Source organism: Mesorhizobium sp. WSM4836, from assembly GCF_055811815.1.
Window position 1 is genome coordinate 188,751 of record NZ_JBVVQF010000003.1, and the last position, 16,773, is coordinate 205,523.

Here is a 16,773-nt window from a genome sequence, read left to right on the forward strand (position 1 = left end):
AAACGGCAATGGGCGCGACATGACCGGGCTAAGCGGTAAGCAACCAAGCGGGACGAAAGGTGTTGTGGTCGTATTCTCCGCGCCGGGCGGCGAGACCATCTACGCGCACGAATGGGAAACCGTCGCTGCCGTCGCGCGCACGATTGCAGCGTTGAAGGGATTTTCCTTCCGCGAGGGCCTGCGTGACGGCGGCGGTGACAGCGGCGGGCTGTATTTCGTGCCGGACGACAGCCTGCTTGCTGCCGACGCGGCCCAACTGGGCATCAACGGGCCCGACGACCTCTTCGGCGGGGTGGTGCCCTGGCGCCTCGCAACCACCAAGGCCATAACCCACGAGCTGGTGGACGGATCGGCGGCACGGCCAAAAGAATGGCCCGCCGGCTTCGGCAGCGCCGTCGCCACGGCCGTACTGCCCGGCTACACTGCATTTTCACGCCACGACGCGCTGCGCGCAGCGCAACGTCTGCTGGAGCTCGGGCTGGTCCGGTTCAAGCCACCGCGCGCTTCGCGGGGCCGCGACCAGCACACCGCCGCGACGGTCGGCGAGGTCGAAAGGCTGCTGGACCAGTATCCATCCTCTGATCTGAGCGAATACGGCCTTGTTCTCGAAACGCAGCTTCGCGACATCGTCACGCTGAGCGTCGGCAGAACCACGATCGACGAATTGTCGATCAGCTATTACGGCACCCAGCGGACGACGACCGACAATGACGGACAGCCCGTTTACGGCGGATCCGACCTGGTCGTCGTGCGCGGCGGATGGGAGGCGCTGGATGGGCTGCGACTTTCTCCGGCGCTGGGTTTGGCCGTGGCGCAGGCGAGAACCTATGACGCAGCGATGAATGGTTATCCCGGATTCTTCGCCTCGCGACGCAATTACGACATCGGCCAAGGTGTCGATTCCTCGGGCATCTGGCGATCGGGTGTGCTGGAAGCCAGTTGGCGGATCGGTGGCAGCAGCAGCGCCGAGCTGGCAGCAATGGACGCCATGAAGCGCGACCCCGATATGCAGATCGTGCATGTCTCCGCCGTCAAGCAATTCGGCAACACTGCAAAATTGCCACTGAACGCTGAAATCCACTTCGCGGGAGAGGACCCCGAGGAGGGTCAAATCACGCGTTATACCGTCGTCACCCAGGCGATCCGAGGGCCTGTCGGGAAAACCGGCGGGTTGTCGTTCTAGTCGGCCTAGTCGAGACCTTTGCCCCTGGGCCTCGCCCTCCCGTTGGGCTGTCCCGGGGCCGCTGGCCGCGCGCATGCAATCAAGCGAAACACGCTTCTGGCAAGGAACATCCGTCGATCACCCGAGTTGTTTTTGGGCAGCCCAAGAAAGTCAGAAAGCATGCCGACCGCATACGACAAACGACAGGATCCGGAAGGCCTCTGGGAGGTCTATGACAGCGAGAGCGACGAAGCGGTCGTGGTCGACGGGTTGCCGCTTTCCGGTCTCGACGAAAGCGAAGCCGATGAAGCGATTGAAAAGCTCAATCGCGGCGTGCTGACGTCGGACAACATCGCCGAGACAGCTCGGTCAGGGTGGCCTCCGACCAAGGATGGATTGTGATGACGGCCTGAGGGATGTCACCGGGGCGACCAGTCGCGGATCTACGACGAGGCCTTGACCCCGAGCTTGCGGGCTTTGTCCTCGAAGTCGTCGCGAATGTCCTCGATCGTCGGCAGATGCAGCCGCCGCAGCTGGGCGTGCAACTTTTTGGCAGCGTCGGAATTCAAGTCGCGCTTGAAATTGGTCGCGACCTCCTCGGCCGTACCGTAACGACGATAGCGCTCTATCTCGGTCTTCGTAGCCTGCTGGACATGTTCGAGCGTCTTGCGCTCGGCATCGGATTTTCCGCCCGGTTTGGCCCGCATGACCGGATCGAAGGCTTTGCTGATAAGGAATTCGACGAGTTCCTGCTGGGCGTCAGCCATGATTGGTTCTCCCTCGAAGAAGGCCTGTCCGAGCCTAACCGCGGCGCCAATTGAAGGTTCCGCGGCTCCGGATTTCGTTGCCGCTACAGGTCAAGGCGGTTTCCTCTAAGCTCACAGCCGCGCCTTGGTGGTGCGTGGCGTTGCCAGGAGCAGGCTTGTTTCGCTGCCGGTAATTCCGGGGATCAGGCGGATACGTCTCAGCACCGCGTCGAACTCGCTCAGGGTCTGGGTTCCGAGTTCTATCACCAGATCCCAGCGACCATTGGTGGTGTGGATGGTCGAGACCTCGGAGAAGCCGCCCAGCGCCCGGATGACGCGATCGGCGGCATGGCCTTCGATCTCGATCATCATGATGCCACGCACGCGCTGATCGACCGCGTCGGCGCGCAGAATGACGGTGTAGCCGACGATGACGCCGTCCCGTTCAAGCCGTTCGATCCGGGACCTTACCGTTGCCCGGGAGACACTCAGGCTGATGGCAAGATCGGAAATGCTGCGCCGGGCGTCGTGCCGCAAAGAGGTGATGATCTGCTCGTCGAGCTGGTCCATGATTGCTCACAACGGAAGTAGATGGTGCCACTATGGTAAGGCACTTCGGCAAATTTGCCAAATTGACATGTTCATTCTGCCAGCGATGCCGGCTTCAATAAAGGCATCGTAATTCGGTGGGGTATGGGCATGCATTGCACGATCGTTGGGGCGCCGATCCAGGCGGGTTCGGGCCGCATGGGCTGCGAGATGGGGCCGAGCGCGCTGCGCACGGCCGGCCTGGCCGGCGCACTGACCGAACTCGGCCATACGCTGACCGACCTCGGAACCATCGTCCCTGCCGACGTGCGCCCTGTCGTACACGGCAACGCTGCGGTGAAGGCGCTGCCGGAAATTGCAGCCTGGACGGAAGTGATCAGCGAAACCGCCTATGCCGCCAGCGCCGACGCGATGCCGATCTTTCTGGGCGGCGACCACAGCATGTCGGCCGGCACGCTCGCCGGCATTGCCCGCCGAGCGGCGAATGCCGGCCGGCCGCTCTTCGTGCTGTGGCTCGATGCGCACCCCGATTTTCATACGCTCGATACGACGACCAGCGGCAATTTGCATGGTGTGCCACTGGCCTATGCCAGCGGGCAGCCCGGCTTCGAAGACTATTTCCCCCGCCTTGCGGCGCAGGTGGACCCGGCTCGCATATGCACGCTGGGGATCCGCAGCGTGGACCTGGCGGAACGGGAAGCGTTGCGCAGAGCCGGCGTGACGGTCCATGACATGCGTTCGATCGACGAGCACGGCATTGCACAACTGCTTCGCGCCTTTCTCGAACGGGTGAGCGCCGCCAACGGCATGCTGCACGTCAGCCTCGACGTCGATTTTCTCGACCCGTCGATCGCCCCGGCCGTGGGCACTACCGTTCCAGGCGGCGCCACCTTCCGCGAGGCGCATCTGGCGATGGAAATGCTGCATGACAGCGGCCTCGTCACCAGCCTCGACCTCGTCGAGCTCAACCCTTTTCTCGACGAGCGCGGCCGCACCGCCACGCTTTTGGTCGACCTGACCGCGAGCCTGATGGGCCGGCGGATCATGGATCGCCCGACGAGGGGGTTCTGAGCCATGACCGTCAATTTGAACATCGTCCCGTTCGTCAGCGTCGACCGTATGATGAAGCTGGTGCTTGCCATCGGCATCGAGCGCTTCCTGGTCGAGCTTGCCGCCTATATCGAAGAGGATTTCAGGCGCTGGGAGCTGTTCGACAAGACGCCGCGCGTCGCCTCGCACAGCGTTGACGGCGTCATCGAGCTGATGCCGACCAGCGACGGGCGGCTCTACGGGTTCAAATACGTCAACGGGCATCCGAAGAACACGCGTGACGGCCGCCAGACCGTGACCGCTTTCGGCGTGCTTGCCGATGTCGGCAACGGCTATCCGATGCTGCTTTCGGAAATGACCATCCTGACGGCGCTCAGAACCGCCGCAAGCTCGGCCGTCGCGGCGAAATACCTCGCTCCCGAGGCCGCCAGGTGCATGGCGATCATCGGCAATGGCGCGCAATCGGAATTCCAGGCCCTTGCCTTCAAGGCGCTGCTTGGCGTCGACAGGCTGCGGCTCTACGATATCGACCCGGCGGCCTCGACCAAATGCATGAAGAACCTTGCCGGCATGGGTTTCGACATCAAGCTCTGCGCGTCGGCGCAGGAAGCCGTTGAAGGTGCAGAGATCATCACCACGGTTACCGCCGACAAGCGCTCGGCAACAATCCTGACCGACAACATGGTTGGATCCGGCGTGCACATCAACGCGGTGGGCGGCGACTGCCCGGGCAAGACCGAGCTGCATCGCGACATTCTGCTGCGCTCGGACATTTTCGTCGAGTATCCGCCGCAGACACGCATCGAAGGGGAGAGCCAGCAGCTCGATGCGGATCATCCGGTCACCGAATTGTGGCAGGTGATGACAGGAAAGGCACTTGGCCGGACGGACGCAAGACAGATCACATTGTTTGATTCCGTCGGCTTTGCAATCGAGGATTTTTCCGCGCTGCGCTACGTCCGCGATCAGCTTCAGCGGACCGGTCTTTATGAGGAACTAGACCTTCTGGCCGATCCCGATGAGCCGCGCGACCTATTCGGCATGCTGCTGCGGGCCGAAAAAGCGACCGGGCTGGCGGCTGCCGGCAGCTGAGCTGCGATCCCGTCGGTCAGTCTTTCTTTTCCTCATACAGGCGCTCCGTGGCGCGCTCGCTTTCCCTGCGCTCTGCCGGGCCGCGACGGTGCTGCGTGAGCAGGGCATAGGCGATCAGGATTGCCAGAAGCAGTGGACCGCCTGCAACAACGAGCAACCATATATTATTCTCAAACATCCAGCCGTCTCCTTTCCCTCACAACCGGGAAGGACCCGAACCGTTCCTCCGTCTCGTTGGGGGTCGTCAGCGGGGCGTGGTGCAATTCAGGATTTTATGCCTCGGGGAGGACGTTGCACGCCTTGTCTGCACTCAGGATGTCCTTATCTAGACTCTTATCCTTCGATCACATGCACTCTCGGCGAAGTGAAGGGAACCACAAGGGCTTTCTGACATTTGGTTGTTCAAGAGACAAACGTGCAGCCACACCGGCTCCGGGGCTAGGAATACCATGCGTGAGAATCAATCCGACGTCTTCGATCTGTTTTCCGAGGTTTACAAGAATGCGGCTCAGGAGGAGATAAGCCTCCAGCAATATCTGCTTGCCTGCCGCGAGGACAAGTCGATGTACGCCTCGGCACCCGAACGGATGGTCGAGGCGATCGGCGAGCCGACCTTTGTCGATACCAGCAAGGACGAGCGGCTCGGCCGTATTTTTTCGAACCGGACGATCAAGATCTATCCAACCTTCGCCGACTTTTACGGCATGGAGGATACGATCGAGCGTATCGCCGGTTATTTCCGCTATGCCTCGCAAGGGCTGGAGGAACGCAAGCAGATCCTCTATCTGCTCGGCCCGGTCGGCGGCGGCAAGTCCTCGCTGGCGGAGCAGCTGAAAAGGCTGATGGAGCAGCGTCCGATCTATACGCTGAAGGTCGGCGGCCAGGTCAGCCCGGTCTTCGAATCGCCGCTCGGGCTGTTCGACCCCGACCGCATGGGCGACCTTTTGGAGGACAAATACGGCATCGCCCGGCGGCGGCTAAACGGCCTGATCTCGCCCTGGGCGGCCAAGCGCCTCGACGAATTGTCCGGCGACATCTCCAAATTCAGCGTCGTCAAGCTGATGCCGTCCAGGCTGCGCCAGATCGGCATTGCCAAGACCGAGCCGGGCGACGAGAACAACCAGGACGTTTCGGCCCTGGTCGGCAAGGTCGACATCAGGCAGCTGGAAAACTTCAGCCAGTCCGATCCAGACGCCTATTCCCATAGCGGCGGGCTGAACCGGACGACGCAAGGGCTGCTCGAATTCGTCGAGATGTTCAAGGCGCCGATCAAGGTGCTGCATCCGCTGCTGACCGCCACCCAGGAAGGCAGCTACAACGGCACCGAGAATTTCGGCGCTTTCCCCTATCAGGGCATTATCGTTGCCCATTCCAACGAATCGGAATGGCTGCAGTTCAAAAACAACAAGAACAACGAGGCGTTCCTCGACCGTATTCTGGTGGTCAAGGTGCCGTATTGCCTGCGCGTCACCGAAGAGCGGCAGATCTACGAAAAGCTGTTGCGCGAAAGCGAATTGGCTAACAGCCCCTGCGCTCCGGAAGTGCTCGATATCCTCAGCCGGTTCACTGTTTCGACCCGCCTGGCCGAACACGACAATTCGCCTCTCTACACCAAGATGCGCGTCTATGACGGCGAGAACCTCAAGGAAACCGATCCCAAGGCGAAGTCGGTCCAGGAGTACCGAAACGCAGCCGGCGTCGACGAAGGCATGACCGGCGTCAGCACCCGCTTCGCCTTCAAGATCCTGTCGCAGACCTTCAATTACGACACCGAAGAGGTGGCGGCCGATCCGGTGCATCTGATGTACATCCTGGAAGAGGCGATCAAGCGCGAGCAGTTCCCGAAGGAGACCGAGGCGGACTATCTCGATTTCATAAAGTCGGAGCTGGCCACCCGTTATGCCGAGTTCATCGGCCACGAGATCCAGAAGGCCTATCTGGAATCCTACAGCGAATACGGCCAGAACCTGTTCGACCGCTATATCGCCTACGCCGATGCCTGGATCGAGGATCAGGACTACAAGGATACCGATACCGGCCAGATCCTCAATCGCGAGGTCTTGGACAACGAACTGTCGCAGGTCGAAAAGCCGGCCGGCATCGCCAATCCCAAGGACTTCCGCAACGAAGTGGTGAAGTTCACGCTGCGCGCGCGCGCCAGAAACCATGGCCGCAACCCCTCATGGACAAGCTATGAGAAGCTGCGCGAAGTCATCGAGAAGCGGATGTTCGGGCAGGTCGAGGACCTGCTGCCGGTGATCAGCTTCGGCTCCAAGCAGGACAGCGTGACGGAGAAGCGGCATACCGAATTCGTGCAGCGGATGATCCAGCGCGGCTACACCGAGCGCCAGGTCCGCCGGCTGGTGGACTGGTACATGCGGGTGAACAAGGCGGGTTGAAGCCAGCCCGGGGTAACATATGCCGATCTTCATTGATCGCCGACTGAACCCGAAGGACAAAAGCCTCGGCAATCGGCAGCGTTTCCTGCGGCGGGCGCGCGAAGAGTTGAAGCGCACCATCCGCGATCAGATCCGCGCCGGCAAGATCGCCGACGTGGACGCCGAGCATGCCGTTTCGATGCCGGCGCGGGGTACCGGCGAGCCGAGCTTCAACGATGCCAAGAACAGCGGCAGCCGCCAGCACGTCCTGCCCGGCAACAAGCATTTCTCCCCAGGCGACCGGCTGCCCAAGCCCGGCCAGGGCGGCGGCATGGGGTCCGCCCCCGGGAGAACCGAATCGGAGGACGACTTCCGTTTCGTGCTGTCGCGCGAAGAGGTGCTCGACCTCTTTTTCGAAGACCTCGAGCTGCCTGACATGGTCAAGCTCAACCTCAAGGAGATCCTCGCTTTCAAGCCGCGCCGGGCCGGCTTTGCCGCGACCGGTTCGCCGACCAACATCAATGTCGGGCGCACGATGCGCAACAGCCATGGCCGCCGCATAGCGCTCAGGCGCCCCAAGCAGGAGGAACTCGACGCAATCGCGCAAGAGATCGCGTCGCTGGAGGCGAAGCCGCAAAACGCCGAGCTGCGCAAGCGCATCGTGGCGCTGCAGGAAGAGCTTGAGCGGCTGGAGCGCCGCCGCAGGCGGATCGCCTTTGTCGATCCGGTCGATATCCGCTTCAACCGCTTCGACGCCCAGCCGGTGCCGAACGCCAATGCGGTGATGTTCTGCCTGATGGACGTGTCCGGTTCGATGGGCGAACGCGAGAAGGATCTGGCCAAGCGCTTCTTCGTGCTGCTGCACCTATTCCTGAAACGGCGCTATGACCGGACCGAGGTGGTCTTCATCCGCCACACCCACGAGGCGCAGGAGGTCGACGAGGAAACCTTCTTCTACAACACCCAGAGCGGCGGCACGGTGGTTTCCACGGCGCTCGAGGAGATGCACCGCATCGTCGAGCAACGCTATCCCAGCCGCGAATGGAACATTTATGTCGCCCAGGCTTCGGACGGCGACAATTTCGTCACCGATTCCGAGCGCTGCATCGCCCTGCTCGACGAACAGATCATGCGGCTCTGCCAGTATTTCGCGTATGTCGAGATCCTCGACGAACGCGAGAGCCACATCTTCGGCGCTACCGACAACGGCACGTCGCTGTGGCGTGCATACAGTGCGGTCAAGCTGAGATGGTCGAACTTCCAGATGAGCCGCATCGCGACCCCGGCCGACATCTACCCGGTTTTCCGCCGGCTCTTCGCCAGACAGCCGGGCTATCAAAAGAGCGGTGAAAGAGGGGGCTGATGGCGAGCAGATCCGGGCTGCTGTTTTCCGGTTCCGACTGGGATTTCAGGACGCTGTCGCGCGCCTACGAGACCATCGAGGCGATCGCCACCGAAGAGCTCCGCCTCGACATCTATCCGGTGCAGATGGAGATCATCTCGTCCGAACAGATGCTCGACGCTTACTCGTCCGTCGGCATGCCGCTGATGTACCGGCACTGGTCCTTCGGCAAGCACTACCTCTACCAGGAACTGCTGTATCGCAAAGGCGGACGGGGGCTCGCCTATGAACTCGTCATCAACTCCAATCCCTGCATCGTCTATCTGATGGAAGAAAACACCATGGCCCTGCAGGCCCTGGTGACGGCGCACGCGGCACTCGGCCACAACCATTTCTTCAAGAACAATTATCTGTTCCGGCAGTGGACGGACGCCGGCGCCATCCTCAGCTATCTGGACTTTGCCAAGGGCTACATTGCGCGCTGTGAGGAGCGGCATGGCGTCGGTGCGGTGGAAGAGATCCTCGATGCCGCACATGCGCTGATGGAACAGGGCGTGTTCAGATATCACCGGCCGCCGAAACTGTCGTCGGAAAAGCAGCGCGAGGGCCTTCGCGAGCGCCTGGAATACGAGGAGCGTTCCTACAACGATCTGTGGCGCACGCTGCCGCCGTCCAAGGACGGCACCAAGGTCCGCGAGACGGACACCATGGCGGAGCGCAAGAAATCGCTCAAGCTGCCCGAGGAAAACCTGCTTTATTTCCTGGAGAAGAACAGCCTGATCCTGGAACCCTGGCAGCGCGAGGTCATCCGGATCGTCCGCGTCATCGCGCAGTATTTCTATCCCCAGCGCCAAACGCAGGTGATGAACGAGGGCTGCGCCACCTTCGTGCATTACACGCTGATGAACCTTTTGTTCGATCGCGGCCTGATCGGCGAAGGTGCCATGCTGGAAATCCTGCGCAACCATTCGAACGTGATCTTCCAGCCGGGGTTCGACGATCCGCGCTTTTCCGGTATCAACCCTTACGCGCTGGGCCTCGACATGATGCAGGACATCCAGCGCATCTCGACCGCGCCGACGGCCGAGGACCGCGACTGGTTCCCCGATATCGCCGGCAACGGCGACTGGCGCCAGACCTTGCTGGACGCCTGGGCCAACCATCGCGACGAGTCTTTCATCCGCCAGTATCTGAGCCCTACCCTGATACGGAAATGGCGGTTCTTCGTGCTTGCCGATGCGGCCAACGACCCCCATTACGAAGTCGCCTCGATACACAATGAGCGCGGCTACGAGAGCATCCGCGGCGCACTCGCCCACAGCTACGACATCGGCGCCAGCCGGCCGGACATCCAGGTGGTGGACTTGGACTTGCTCGGCGACCGGCATCTGCGCCTGCAGCACAAGGTCAAGGACGGGATCGTGCTGGAAGGCGGCAGCCGCGACGCCACGCTGCGCCACATCCGCAGGCTCTGGGGCTATGAGGTAAGCATGGTCGCGGTCGACGCGCAGACCGGCGCCACGCTCCACGAACGGTCGACCAGCCAGATCGGGGAATGACCGAACAGCCTGCCGGCGACGTCGGGTGTCGCCTTTACCGGATCACCAACGAACCTATCTACGCACGCACCTTGGCATGATCGGGAGCAGGAACATGCGCGCATTGATGATCGCCACTCTTCTTCTGGTCGCCATCTCGATGGCGCTCTCGCTCGCGCACGCTTTGGAATTGCCCGGCAAGTTGCGCCTCAAGGAGGCTACCTACAAATCAGTGCAGGCGATCTACTATCCCGGCTTCACGATCGGCGGGTTCGCCGAGATCGGCGGCATCCTTGCACTCGCCGTCCTGCTCTACCTGACCCACTATCCAAGCGCCCGATTCTGGTGGACCTTGGCAGCGCTTGTCTTCTTGCTGGCGGAGCATGCGACCTATTGGTTGGTCACGCATCCTGTCAATAATTTCTGGGTGCAAGACGTCGCCATGCCGAAATCAGTCGCGACGTTTTTTTCAATGTTCTCTCGAAAGCAGACCGGCGACTGGAGAGATTTGCGCAACATCTGGGAGACTTCGCATGTCGCCAGGGCAGGCCTGGCGATGCTGAGCCTTGTCTCGATTGCTGTCGCCGCGACGTTTTTTGCCGAATAGGCCCAGGGATCAAGACGGCGCTGCATCCGTCAGATCAGAGAACGGACCGGCGCCGTATTGTCTTAACGTCAAGCGATGGCACCGTTCAGCGGTCGGCGCGATGCTTGTTGTGGGCGCTTTCCTGGTGCTCGCCGCCGATGATGTTGCGATCGTCGGGATCGGCAATATCCTTCGGGTCCGATCTGAGTTCGGCACCGCGCCGGAACGCCTCGCGCTCTTGCCTGGTCTTTTTCAAATCCGCTTTGGCGTCGAAATCCTTGCCGGCGTTTTTCGTGTTCTCGCGCTCTTCGATGACGCGCAATTGCTGCTCATGCGTCTTTTTTCCGGCCATCGGTGACCTCCTTCTTTCTATTTCCGCTTCCCAGGTCCAATCTGCTAGAGCCCGAAAGGATAGGTCTCGGGAAGGCCTGCCCCCGCATGTTCCGGCCCAAGCGGCGTCACTGCACTGGTTTCGTCGAACCAGACGAAAGCATCGAACTGGCGGGCGAGCGAGGCGTCCGCATAGTGGCTGTGGAGCTCGGTTTCAGGCCGGTAGATAACGCCGATAAAGCGTTCCAGCCGGCGCTCCAGAAGCCGTTGGCGCAGCGTGTCGTCACGCTCGAAGTCGAGCAGGAAAGGCGAGACGCCGCTGTCATGACAAAGCCGCTCATAGCTATCGTTGTGGGAAGGCCGAACCGATTTCACTTCCATGTCGCCGTCCCAGTCGGTGGCCGCGGCCACCGTGCCGGAATGCGTACCGAACCCGATCAACGCAACCTCGTCGCCAAAACGCTGGCGGCAGAGCTGGCCGATGTTCACTTCGTCCCTGACGATCCCCATCTCTGTATAGCGGGCATCGCCGATGTGGGAATTATGTGCCCATACCACCGCTTTGGCGTTCGAGCCGCGGGCCTGCAGCAGGTGCTCCAGCGTTTCGAACATGTGGGTGTCGCGCAGGTTCCAGGATTGCGCGCCACCATAATACATGGTGCGGTAATAGCGCTCGGCGGAGGCGACCAGGCGGGCGTTCTGGGTGGCGTCGAGGAAATCGATGCCGTCCTGCTGGGCATAGTCGAGCTCTCTGGCAAGCAGTTCCCGGCATTGCTCGAGCACCGCCTTCTCGCATTTCTGGTAACCGGAGGTGAGCGCGACACGGCCATAGGTGGCCGGGTCGTTCTGCCACGGCGTCAGGCAGCCATAGCGCTCGCGCGCGATCCTTGCCGCCTGCGGATCGACACGGTCGAGATATTGCAGGACCGCCGCGATGGATCCGCCCATATTGTAAATGTCGAGGCCATAGAACCCGGCCCACCGGGAGAATATGCTGATCCGCTCATTATGGCCTCGCATCCAGTCGACGAAGGCGGCGACATCGGTGTTGCGCCACATCCAGGTGGGAAAGCGCTGGAACGGCGGCGCGGCGTCGGGCCGCGGCGGCCTATGGCGGACATAGCGGTCGATCGCCCCCGCATCAGGCCAGTCGGCCTCGACCGCGACTATGGTGAAGCCATGGTTCTCGATCAGCCTGCGAGTGATCGCGGCGCGCGCACAGTAGAACTCCGACGTACCGTGGCTGGCTTCGCCGAGCAGGACGACGCGGCGGTCGGCAAACCGGTCGAACAGCGCACCGAAGGCCGGATCGTCGAAATCCGGAAGCGGTTCGGCTGCGGCCGCTATCATCTGCGGCAGGCTGGTCCTGCGCTGATGCCGGTGCGGAAGATCGGCCGCTATCTGGCTGTCGCTGCCTGGCTCGCCCCAGCCTTGCTCCCCGATCAGCGGAACAAACCGCACGCCGCCGAAATCCTCCTCGGTGTAGGTTGCGGCGCCGGTGCGGATGACTTTGAGCAGGCGCTGCGAGTCGAGTTCGTCGCCGACCGGGATGACAAGCCGCCCGCCGACGTCGAGCTGTTCCTGCAGGGCGAGCGGTGCGCCGGGGCCAGCGGCGGCAACCAGGATCGCATCGAAGGGTGCCGCCTCTGGCCAGCCTTTGGTGCCGTCGCCGGTGCGGACTTCGATATTGTCGTAGCCAAGCTTTTTGAACCGTTGCCTCGCCGTTTCAGCCAACGCGGCGTGGCGTTCGATCGTATAGACGCGTTCGACGATACGGCTCATTACGGCAGCCGCATAACCTGAGCCGGTGCCGACCTCGAGAACGTGGCCACCGGCTCCGACCTCCGCCATTTCGATCATGAACGCAACGATATAGGGCTGCGATATCGTCTGACCTTCGGCGATCGGCAGAGGGCCGTCCTCATAGGCGAATTCTTGAAAACCGGGATCGACGAAGGCCTCGCGCGGCACCTCGCGCATCGCTTGCAGGACATTGCGGTCGCGAATGCCACGGCGACTCAGGTGGATATCGACCATTTGGTTGCGGGCATGGGAGAGATCGAGCATCTTTCTGCTTCTCCTAGGGCTTCCGCCACCCAAGCTGCTCAGCGGCACTTTGGTCGGTCGTTATCGCGGGCCTCGGCAGTCCACTTGGATTTCATGCATATGGTGCATCTTCCTAACCTTTGGCATGCCTCGAGGTTCCCCCAAAAGACCGACCCGCTTTTTGTCTGGCGTCGCGGTTTGCAGGATCGGCAAGCGGGCGCTGGCCGCGCCGGCCAAACTTATTTTGATGCAGATCATTTCTCTGATGCGATGCCGCCCCTATTTGTCGGCGGGCAAACGCATTCTGGAGACGCTTCCATGAACGACGAGGCTCACAAGACAACGCATGAGATCGGCCTTGATCATGTCGATCTCATGGACCGCTACTGGCGCGCCGCGAATTATGTTTCGGTTGGCCAGATCTATCTGCTCGCCAATCCGCTCTTGCGCGAGCCCTTGCGGCCCGAGCACATCAAGCCGCGGCTGCTCGGCCATTGGGGCACGACGCCCGGCCTTAATTTCATCTATGTGCATCTGAACCGGATTATCCGTGAACGTGGTCTCGATGTTCTGTTCATCTGCGGTCCGGGTCACGGCGGCCCGGCAATGGTCGCGAACACCTGGCTCGAGGGCACCTACAGCGAGATCTATCCCGAGGTCGGCAGGGATGAAGACGGCCTGCGAAAGCTGTTCCGGCAGTTCTCGTTTCCCGGCGGAGTGCCGAGCCATGCGGCTCCGGAGACGCCCGGCTCGATCCACGAAGGCGGAGAGCTCGGCTATGCGCTGGTCCATGCCTTCGGCGCCGCCTTCGACAATCCGAACCTTGTGGTTGCCTGCGTCGTCGGCGACGGCGAAGCCGAGACCGGCCCGCTCGCCGCGGCCTGGCATTCCAACAAGTTCCTGAACCCCGCATCCGACGGTGCCGTCCTGCCGATCCTGCATCTCAACGGCTACAAGATCGCCAGCCCGACGATCCTCGGCCGCATGGAAGACGAGGCGTTGCGCAGCCTGTTCCTCGGCTACGGCTACGAAACCTTCTTCGTGGAAGGCCATGAGCCTGCCGCGATGCATCGGGAGATGGCCCGCACGCTCGATACCGTGCTCGACCGGATCCACTCCATCCAGGAGCCTGCACGAGCCGCCGGCTGGAAGGGAGAGCGGCCGCTGTGGCCGATGATCGTGCTGCGCAGCCCCAAGGGGTGGACCGGCCCGAAAGAGGTCGACGGCAGACGAGTCGAGGATTTCTGGCGTTCTCACCAGGTACCGGTGTCGAACGCGCGCGGCGACGCGGCGCACCGCCAGATCCTGGAAGACTGGATGCGCAGCTACGAACCGGAGACGCTGTTTGACGAAGACGGGCATCTCCTGGCGGAACTCGCGGCGCTGGCGCCTACGGGGCCAAGACGCATGGGTGCAATCCCCTACGCCAATGGCGGACTGCTGAAACAGGACCTCGTGCTTCCCGACTGGAAAGACCTGGCGCTCGACGTACCGCGTCCCGGCGGTACCGTCGGAGAGGCGACGCGGACCGTCGGAAGCTATCTTCGCGACGTGATCCGCTTGAACGCCGACGCCAGGAATTTCCGGCTGATGGGACCCGACGAGACGTCCTCCAACCGCCTTGACGACGTGTTCGAGGTTACGGACCGGGTCTGGATGGAGCGGATCGAGCCCTACGACGTCCATCTTTCACGCGACGGCCGCGTCATGGAAGTGCTCAGCGAGCATCTTTGCCAAGGCTGGCTGGAGGGCTATCTGCTGACCGGCCGCCACGGCCTGTTCTCGTGCTACGAGGCGTTCGTCCACATCGTCGATTCCATGGTCAACCAGCATGCCAAATGGCTGAAGACCTCCGGCGAACTTGCCTGGCGCAAGCCGATCGCCTCGCTGAACTACCTGCTGACCTCGCATGTCTGGCGGCAGGATCACAACGGCTTCAGCCATCAGGACCCGGGCTTTGCCGATTTCGTCGCCAACAAGAAGGCCGATACGGTAAGGCTATATTTCCCTCCCGATGCCAACACGCTGCTGTGGATCACCGACCATTGCCTGAAGACCTACAATCGCATCAACGTCATCGTCGCCGGCAAGCAGCCGGCGCCGCAATGGCTGTCCGCCGAAGACGCGGAAGCCCACTGCAAGGCCGGTGCGGGCATCTGGGAATGGGCCGGGACGGTTGCCAAGGGCGAAGATCCGGACGTGGTCCTGGCCTGCGCAGGCGACGTGCCGACACTGGAGACGCTTGCCGCAGCCGACATGCTGCGCTCGGGCATTCCGGACCTGAAGATCCGCGTCGTCAATGTCGTCGACTTGATGATATTGCAGTCGAATTCCGAGCATCCGCATGGCTTTGCCGATGACAGATTCGACGCACTGTTCACCAGGGCCAAGCCGGTCATCTTCGCCTATCACGGCTACCCCTATCTCATTCACCGTCTGACCTATCGGCGCGCTAACCACGACAACATTCATGTGCATGGCTTTCGCGAGGAAGGCACGACGACGACGCCATTCGATATGGTGGTGCTCAACCAGCTCGACCGCTATCATCTGGCGCTCGCAGCGATCGCGCGCGTGCCGGGGCTGGCCGAGCGGGGGAAGGATCTGGCCGCGGCGCTGCATAGGAAATTGGCTGAGCACAAGGCCTATGTCCGCGAACACGGCGAGGACATGGCCGACATCCAGAAATGGTCCTGGCCACAGGACAGCGCGACGAGGGCCGGCGATTGATGCGACGATCGATCCTTGCGTTGAATGCCGGCTCGTCGAGCATCAAGTTCGGACTTTACGACCTCGCAGCGTCCACCGAGCTGGATCTTGCCTCGCGCGGTTCGCTGGATCTGGGCGATGCGCCAAGGCTGACCGCGAAAGCCGCCGATGGGGAGCTGCAGTGCGATCGGCCACTTGCCGCAGACGCATCACGCAACATGAGCCCCGATATAGCCATCGGCCAGATGCTGCAATGGATCGAGAACGAACTTGGCGGACGGAAACTGATCGCCGCCGGCCATCGCATCGTCCATGGCGGACGCGAGTTCGTCGACCCTGTCCGCCTGACGCCGGGAGCTATCGAGGCTCTCGACCGGCTGACCCCGCTAGCGCCACTTCACCAGCCGCGCAATCTCGCACCAATCCGCACGCTTGCCGCGCTGCGGCCCGACCTGCCGCAGGTCGGATGCTTCGACACGGCCTTCCATCGGACCATCGAGCCTCTGGTCAGCCGTTTCGCGCTGCCGCGCAACTATGAGGCAGACGGCGTCCACCGCTACGGCTTTCACGGGCTTTCCTACGAATATGTCGCCGGCCGGCTCAAGCAGATATCGCCCGATCTGGCGGCGAAAAGAACCATAGTCGCCCATCTCGGCAACGGGGCGAGCCTGTGTGCCATGCGCGACGGAAAAAGCGTCGATACGACGATGGGCTTTTCGGCGCTTGACGGCCTGGTCATGGGCACACGCTGCGGCGCAATCGATCCGGGCGTGCTTTTGTACCTGCTGCTGGAAAGAGGCGTTTCGGGAGAGGCCCTGCAAGACATGCTCTACGAGGAATCCGGCCTGCTCGGCGTGTCCGGCATTTCCGGCGACATGCGCACGCTGGAGGCCAGCGACGACCGCCGGGCTCGCGAAGCGGTGGAGCTCTTCGCCTTCCGCGCCGCCAGGGAAGTTGCCGCCCTCGCCAACACGCTGGGCGGGCTGGAATGCCTGGCGTTCACCGGCGGCATCGGCGAGCATTCTGCCCCGGCCCGCAAAGCCATTTGCGAGAGGCTTGGCTGGCTCGGCGTGGCGATCGACGAAGCCGCCAACAGATCCCATGAAGCGCTCATAAGCCAGGCGGATAGCAAGGTCGAAGTCCGCGTCATCGCAACCGACGAAGAAGGTGTCATCGCCCGCCACACGCGCAAGGTGATGGAGGGGCTCGGCGGATGGCCTTGAATGGCGGCGCCTACGACGGCAA

The 16,773-nt window shown here is 62.2% G+C and carries 15 protein-coding genes; 10 read left to right on the forward strand and 5 right to left on the reverse strand.

What is annotated here, in order from left to right:
* Positions 1–19: 19 nt before the first annotated feature.
* Positions 20–1,183, forward strand: a complete 1,164-nt coding sequence (locus AC0L2P_RS05150; protein ID WP_473500152.1) for a DUF3182 family protein — start codon at positions 20–22, stop codon at positions 1,181–1,183.
* Positions 1,184–1,342: 159 nt separating this feature from the next.
* Positions 1,343–1,564, forward strand: a complete 222-nt coding sequence (locus tag AC0L2P_RS05155; RefSeq protein WP_473500153.1) for a hypothetical protein — start codon at positions 1,343–1,345, stop codon at positions 1,562–1,564.
* A 41-nt stretch (positions 1,565–1,605) separates the two neighbouring features.
* Here AC0L2P_RS05155 and AC0L2P_RS05160 read toward each other — a convergent pair whose 3' ends face one another.
* Together AC0L2P_RS05160 and AC0L2P_RS05165 are read right to left on the reverse strand one after the other, a co-directional pair.
* The gene (locus AC0L2P_RS05160) at positions 1,606–1,929 is read right to left on the reverse strand and encodes a hypothetical protein (protein WP_473500154.1); all 324 of its coding nucleotides are present in this window, start codon (positions 1,927–1,929) and stop codon (positions 1,606–1,608) included.
* A 111-nt stretch (positions 1,930–2,040) separates the two neighbouring features.
* The gene (locus tag AC0L2P_RS05165) at positions 2,041–2,478 is read right to left on the reverse strand and encodes an Lrp/AsnC family transcriptional regulator (RefSeq protein WP_473500155.1); all 438 of its coding nucleotides are present in this window, start codon (positions 2,476–2,478) and stop codon (positions 2,041–2,043) included.
* 129 nt (positions 2,479–2,607) lie between these two features.
* On the opposite strand from AC0L2P_RS05165, the gene rocF reads away from it, so the two are divergent.
* Together rocF and AC0L2P_RS05175 are read left to right on the forward strand one after the other, a co-directional pair.
* Positions 2,608–3,528: an arginase gene (rocF, locus tag AC0L2P_RS05170; protein ID WP_473500156.1), complete on the forward strand. Its 921-nt coding sequence runs from the start codon at positions 2,608–2,610 to the stop codon at positions 3,526–3,528.
* Positions 3,529–3,531: 3 nt separating this feature from the next.
* The gene (locus AC0L2P_RS05175) at positions 3,532–4,599 is read left to right on the forward strand and encodes an ornithine cyclodeaminase (protein WP_473500157.1); all 1,068 of its coding nucleotides are present in this window, start codon (positions 3,532–3,534) and stop codon (positions 4,597–4,599) included.
* 16 nt (positions 4,600–4,615) lie between these two features.
* Here AC0L2P_RS05175 and AC0L2P_RS05180 read toward each other — a convergent pair whose 3' ends face one another.
* Positions 4,616–4,777 (reverse strand): hypothetical protein, encoded by a 162-nt coding sequence (locus AC0L2P_RS05180; protein ID WP_473500158.1) that lies wholly within the window; start codon positions 4,775–4,777, stop codon positions 4,616–4,618.
* Between the two features lie 271 nt (positions 4,778–5,048).
* Here AC0L2P_RS05180 and AC0L2P_RS05185 point away from each other — a divergent pair, with 271 nt between their 5' ends.
* The 4 genes from AC0L2P_RS05185 to AC0L2P_RS05200 all read left to right on the forward strand — a co-directional run bounded on the left by AC0L2P_RS05185 (position 5,049) and on the right by AC0L2P_RS05200 (position 10,464).
* The gene (locus tag AC0L2P_RS05185; protein ID WP_473500159.1) at positions 5,049–6,998 is read left to right on the forward strand and encodes a PrkA family serine protein kinase; all 1,950 of its coding nucleotides are present in this window, start codon (positions 5,049–5,051) and stop codon (positions 6,996–6,998) included.
* Positions 6,999–7,017: 19 nt separating this feature from the next.
* Complete coding sequence (locus AC0L2P_RS05190) at positions 7,018–8,340, forward strand: YeaH/YhbH family protein (RefSeq protein WP_473500160.1); 1,323 nt, start codon at positions 7,018–7,020, stop codon at positions 8,338–8,340.
* A complete protein-coding gene (locus AC0L2P_RS05195; protein WP_473500161.1) occupies positions 8,340–9,878 on the forward strand; it encodes a SpoVR family protein in 1,539 nt (512 codons plus the stop codon). Before AC0L2P_RS05190 ends, AC0L2P_RS05195 begins: the two co-directional genes overlap by 1 nt.
* A 94-nt stretch (positions 9,879–9,972) precedes the next feature.
* Complete coding sequence (locus AC0L2P_RS05200; protein WP_473500162.1) at positions 9,973–10,464, forward strand: DUF1772 domain-containing protein; 492 nt, start codon at positions 9,973–9,975, stop codon at positions 10,462–10,464.
* Between the two features lie 85 nt (positions 10,465–10,549).
* On the opposite strand, the gene AC0L2P_RS05205 is transcribed toward AC0L2P_RS05200, so the two are convergent.
* Together AC0L2P_RS05205 and AC0L2P_RS05210 are read right to left on the reverse strand one after the other, a co-directional pair.
* A complete protein-coding gene (locus AC0L2P_RS05205; RefSeq protein WP_473500163.1) occupies positions 10,550–10,795 on the reverse strand; it encodes a hypothetical protein in 246 nt (81 codons plus the stop codon).
* A 44-nt stretch (positions 10,796–10,839) separates the two neighbouring features.
* Entirely contained in the window at positions 10,840–12,840 is a 2,001-nt protein-coding gene (locus AC0L2P_RS05210; protein WP_473500164.1) for a protein-L-isoaspartate(D-aspartate) O-methyltransferase, read from the reverse strand.
* Between the two features lie 297 nt (positions 12,841–13,137).
* Between AC0L2P_RS05210 and AC0L2P_RS05215 the strand changes: the two genes are divergently transcribed.
* Both AC0L2P_RS05215 and AC0L2P_RS05220 read left to right on the forward strand, forming a co-directional pair.
* Positions 13,138–15,549, forward strand: coding sequence for a phosphoketolase family protein (locus AC0L2P_RS05215; protein ID WP_473500165.1), 2,412 nt, complete (start codon positions 13,138–13,140; stop codon positions 15,547–15,549).
* Entirely contained in the window at positions 15,549–16,751 is a 1,203-nt protein-coding gene (locus AC0L2P_RS05220) for an acetate/propionate family kinase (RefSeq protein ID WP_473500166.1), read from the forward strand. The genes AC0L2P_RS05215 and AC0L2P_RS05220 overlap by 1 nt, the downstream gene beginning before the upstream one ends.
* Positions 16,752–16,773: the final 22 nt, after the last annotated feature.

Coding starts and splice junctions, on each gene's coding strand:
- AC0L2P_RS05195 (WP_473500161.1), top strand. CDS start 8,340: ATGGCGAGCAGATCCGGGCTGCTGTTTTCCGGTTCCGACTGGGATTTC.
- AC0L2P_RS05220 (WP_473500166.1), top strand. CDS start 15,549: ATGCGACGATCGATCCTTGCGTTGAATGCCGGCTCGTCGAGCATCAAG.
- AC0L2P_RS05185 (WP_473500159.1), top strand. CDS start 5,049: ATGCGTGAGAATCAATCCGACGTCTTCGATCTGTTTTCCGAGGTTTAC.
- AC0L2P_RS05175 (WP_473500157.1), top strand. CDS start 3,532: ATGACCGTCAATTTGAACATCGTCCCGTTCGTCAGCGTCGACCGTATG.
- AC0L2P_RS05210 (WP_473500164.1), bottom strand. CDS start 12,840: ATGCTCGATCTCTCCCATGCCCGCAACCAAATGGTCGATATCCACCTG.
- AC0L2P_RS05215 (WP_473500165.1), top strand. CDS start 13,138: ATGAACGACGAGGCTCACAAGACAACGCATGAGATCGGCCTTGATCAT.
- AC0L2P_RS05165 (WP_473500155.1), bottom strand. CDS start 2,478: ATGGACCAGCTCGACGAGCAGATCATCACCTCTTTGCGGCACGACGCC.
- rocF (WP_473500156.1), top strand. CDS start 2,608: ATGCATTGCACGATCGTTGGGGCGCCGATCCAGGCGGGTTCGGGCCGC.
- AC0L2P_RS05190 (WP_473500160.1), top strand. CDS start 7,018: ATGCCGATCTTCATTGATCGCCGACTGAACCCGAAGGACAAAAGCCTC.
- AC0L2P_RS05200 (WP_473500162.1), top strand. CDS start 9,973: ATGCGCGCATTGATGATCGCCACTCTTCTTCTGGTCGCCATCTCGATG.
- AC0L2P_RS05150 (WP_473500152.1), top strand. CDS start 20: ATGACCGGGCTAAGCGGTAAGCAACCAAGCGGGACGAAAGGTGTTGTG.
- AC0L2P_RS05155 (WP_473500153.1), top strand. CDS start 1,343: ATGCCGACCGCATACGACAAACGACAGGATCCGGAAGGCCTCTGGGAG.
- AC0L2P_RS05180 (WP_473500158.1), bottom strand. CDS start 4,777: ATGTTTGAGAATAATATATGGTTGCTCGTTGTTGCAGGCGGTCCACTG.
- AC0L2P_RS05205 (WP_473500163.1), bottom strand. CDS start 10,795: ATGGCCGGAAAAAAGACGCATGAGCAGCAATTGCGCGTCATCGAAGAG.
- AC0L2P_RS05160 (WP_473500154.1), bottom strand. CDS start 1,929: ATGGCTGACGCCCAGCAGGAACTCGTCGAATTCCTTATCAGCAAAGCC.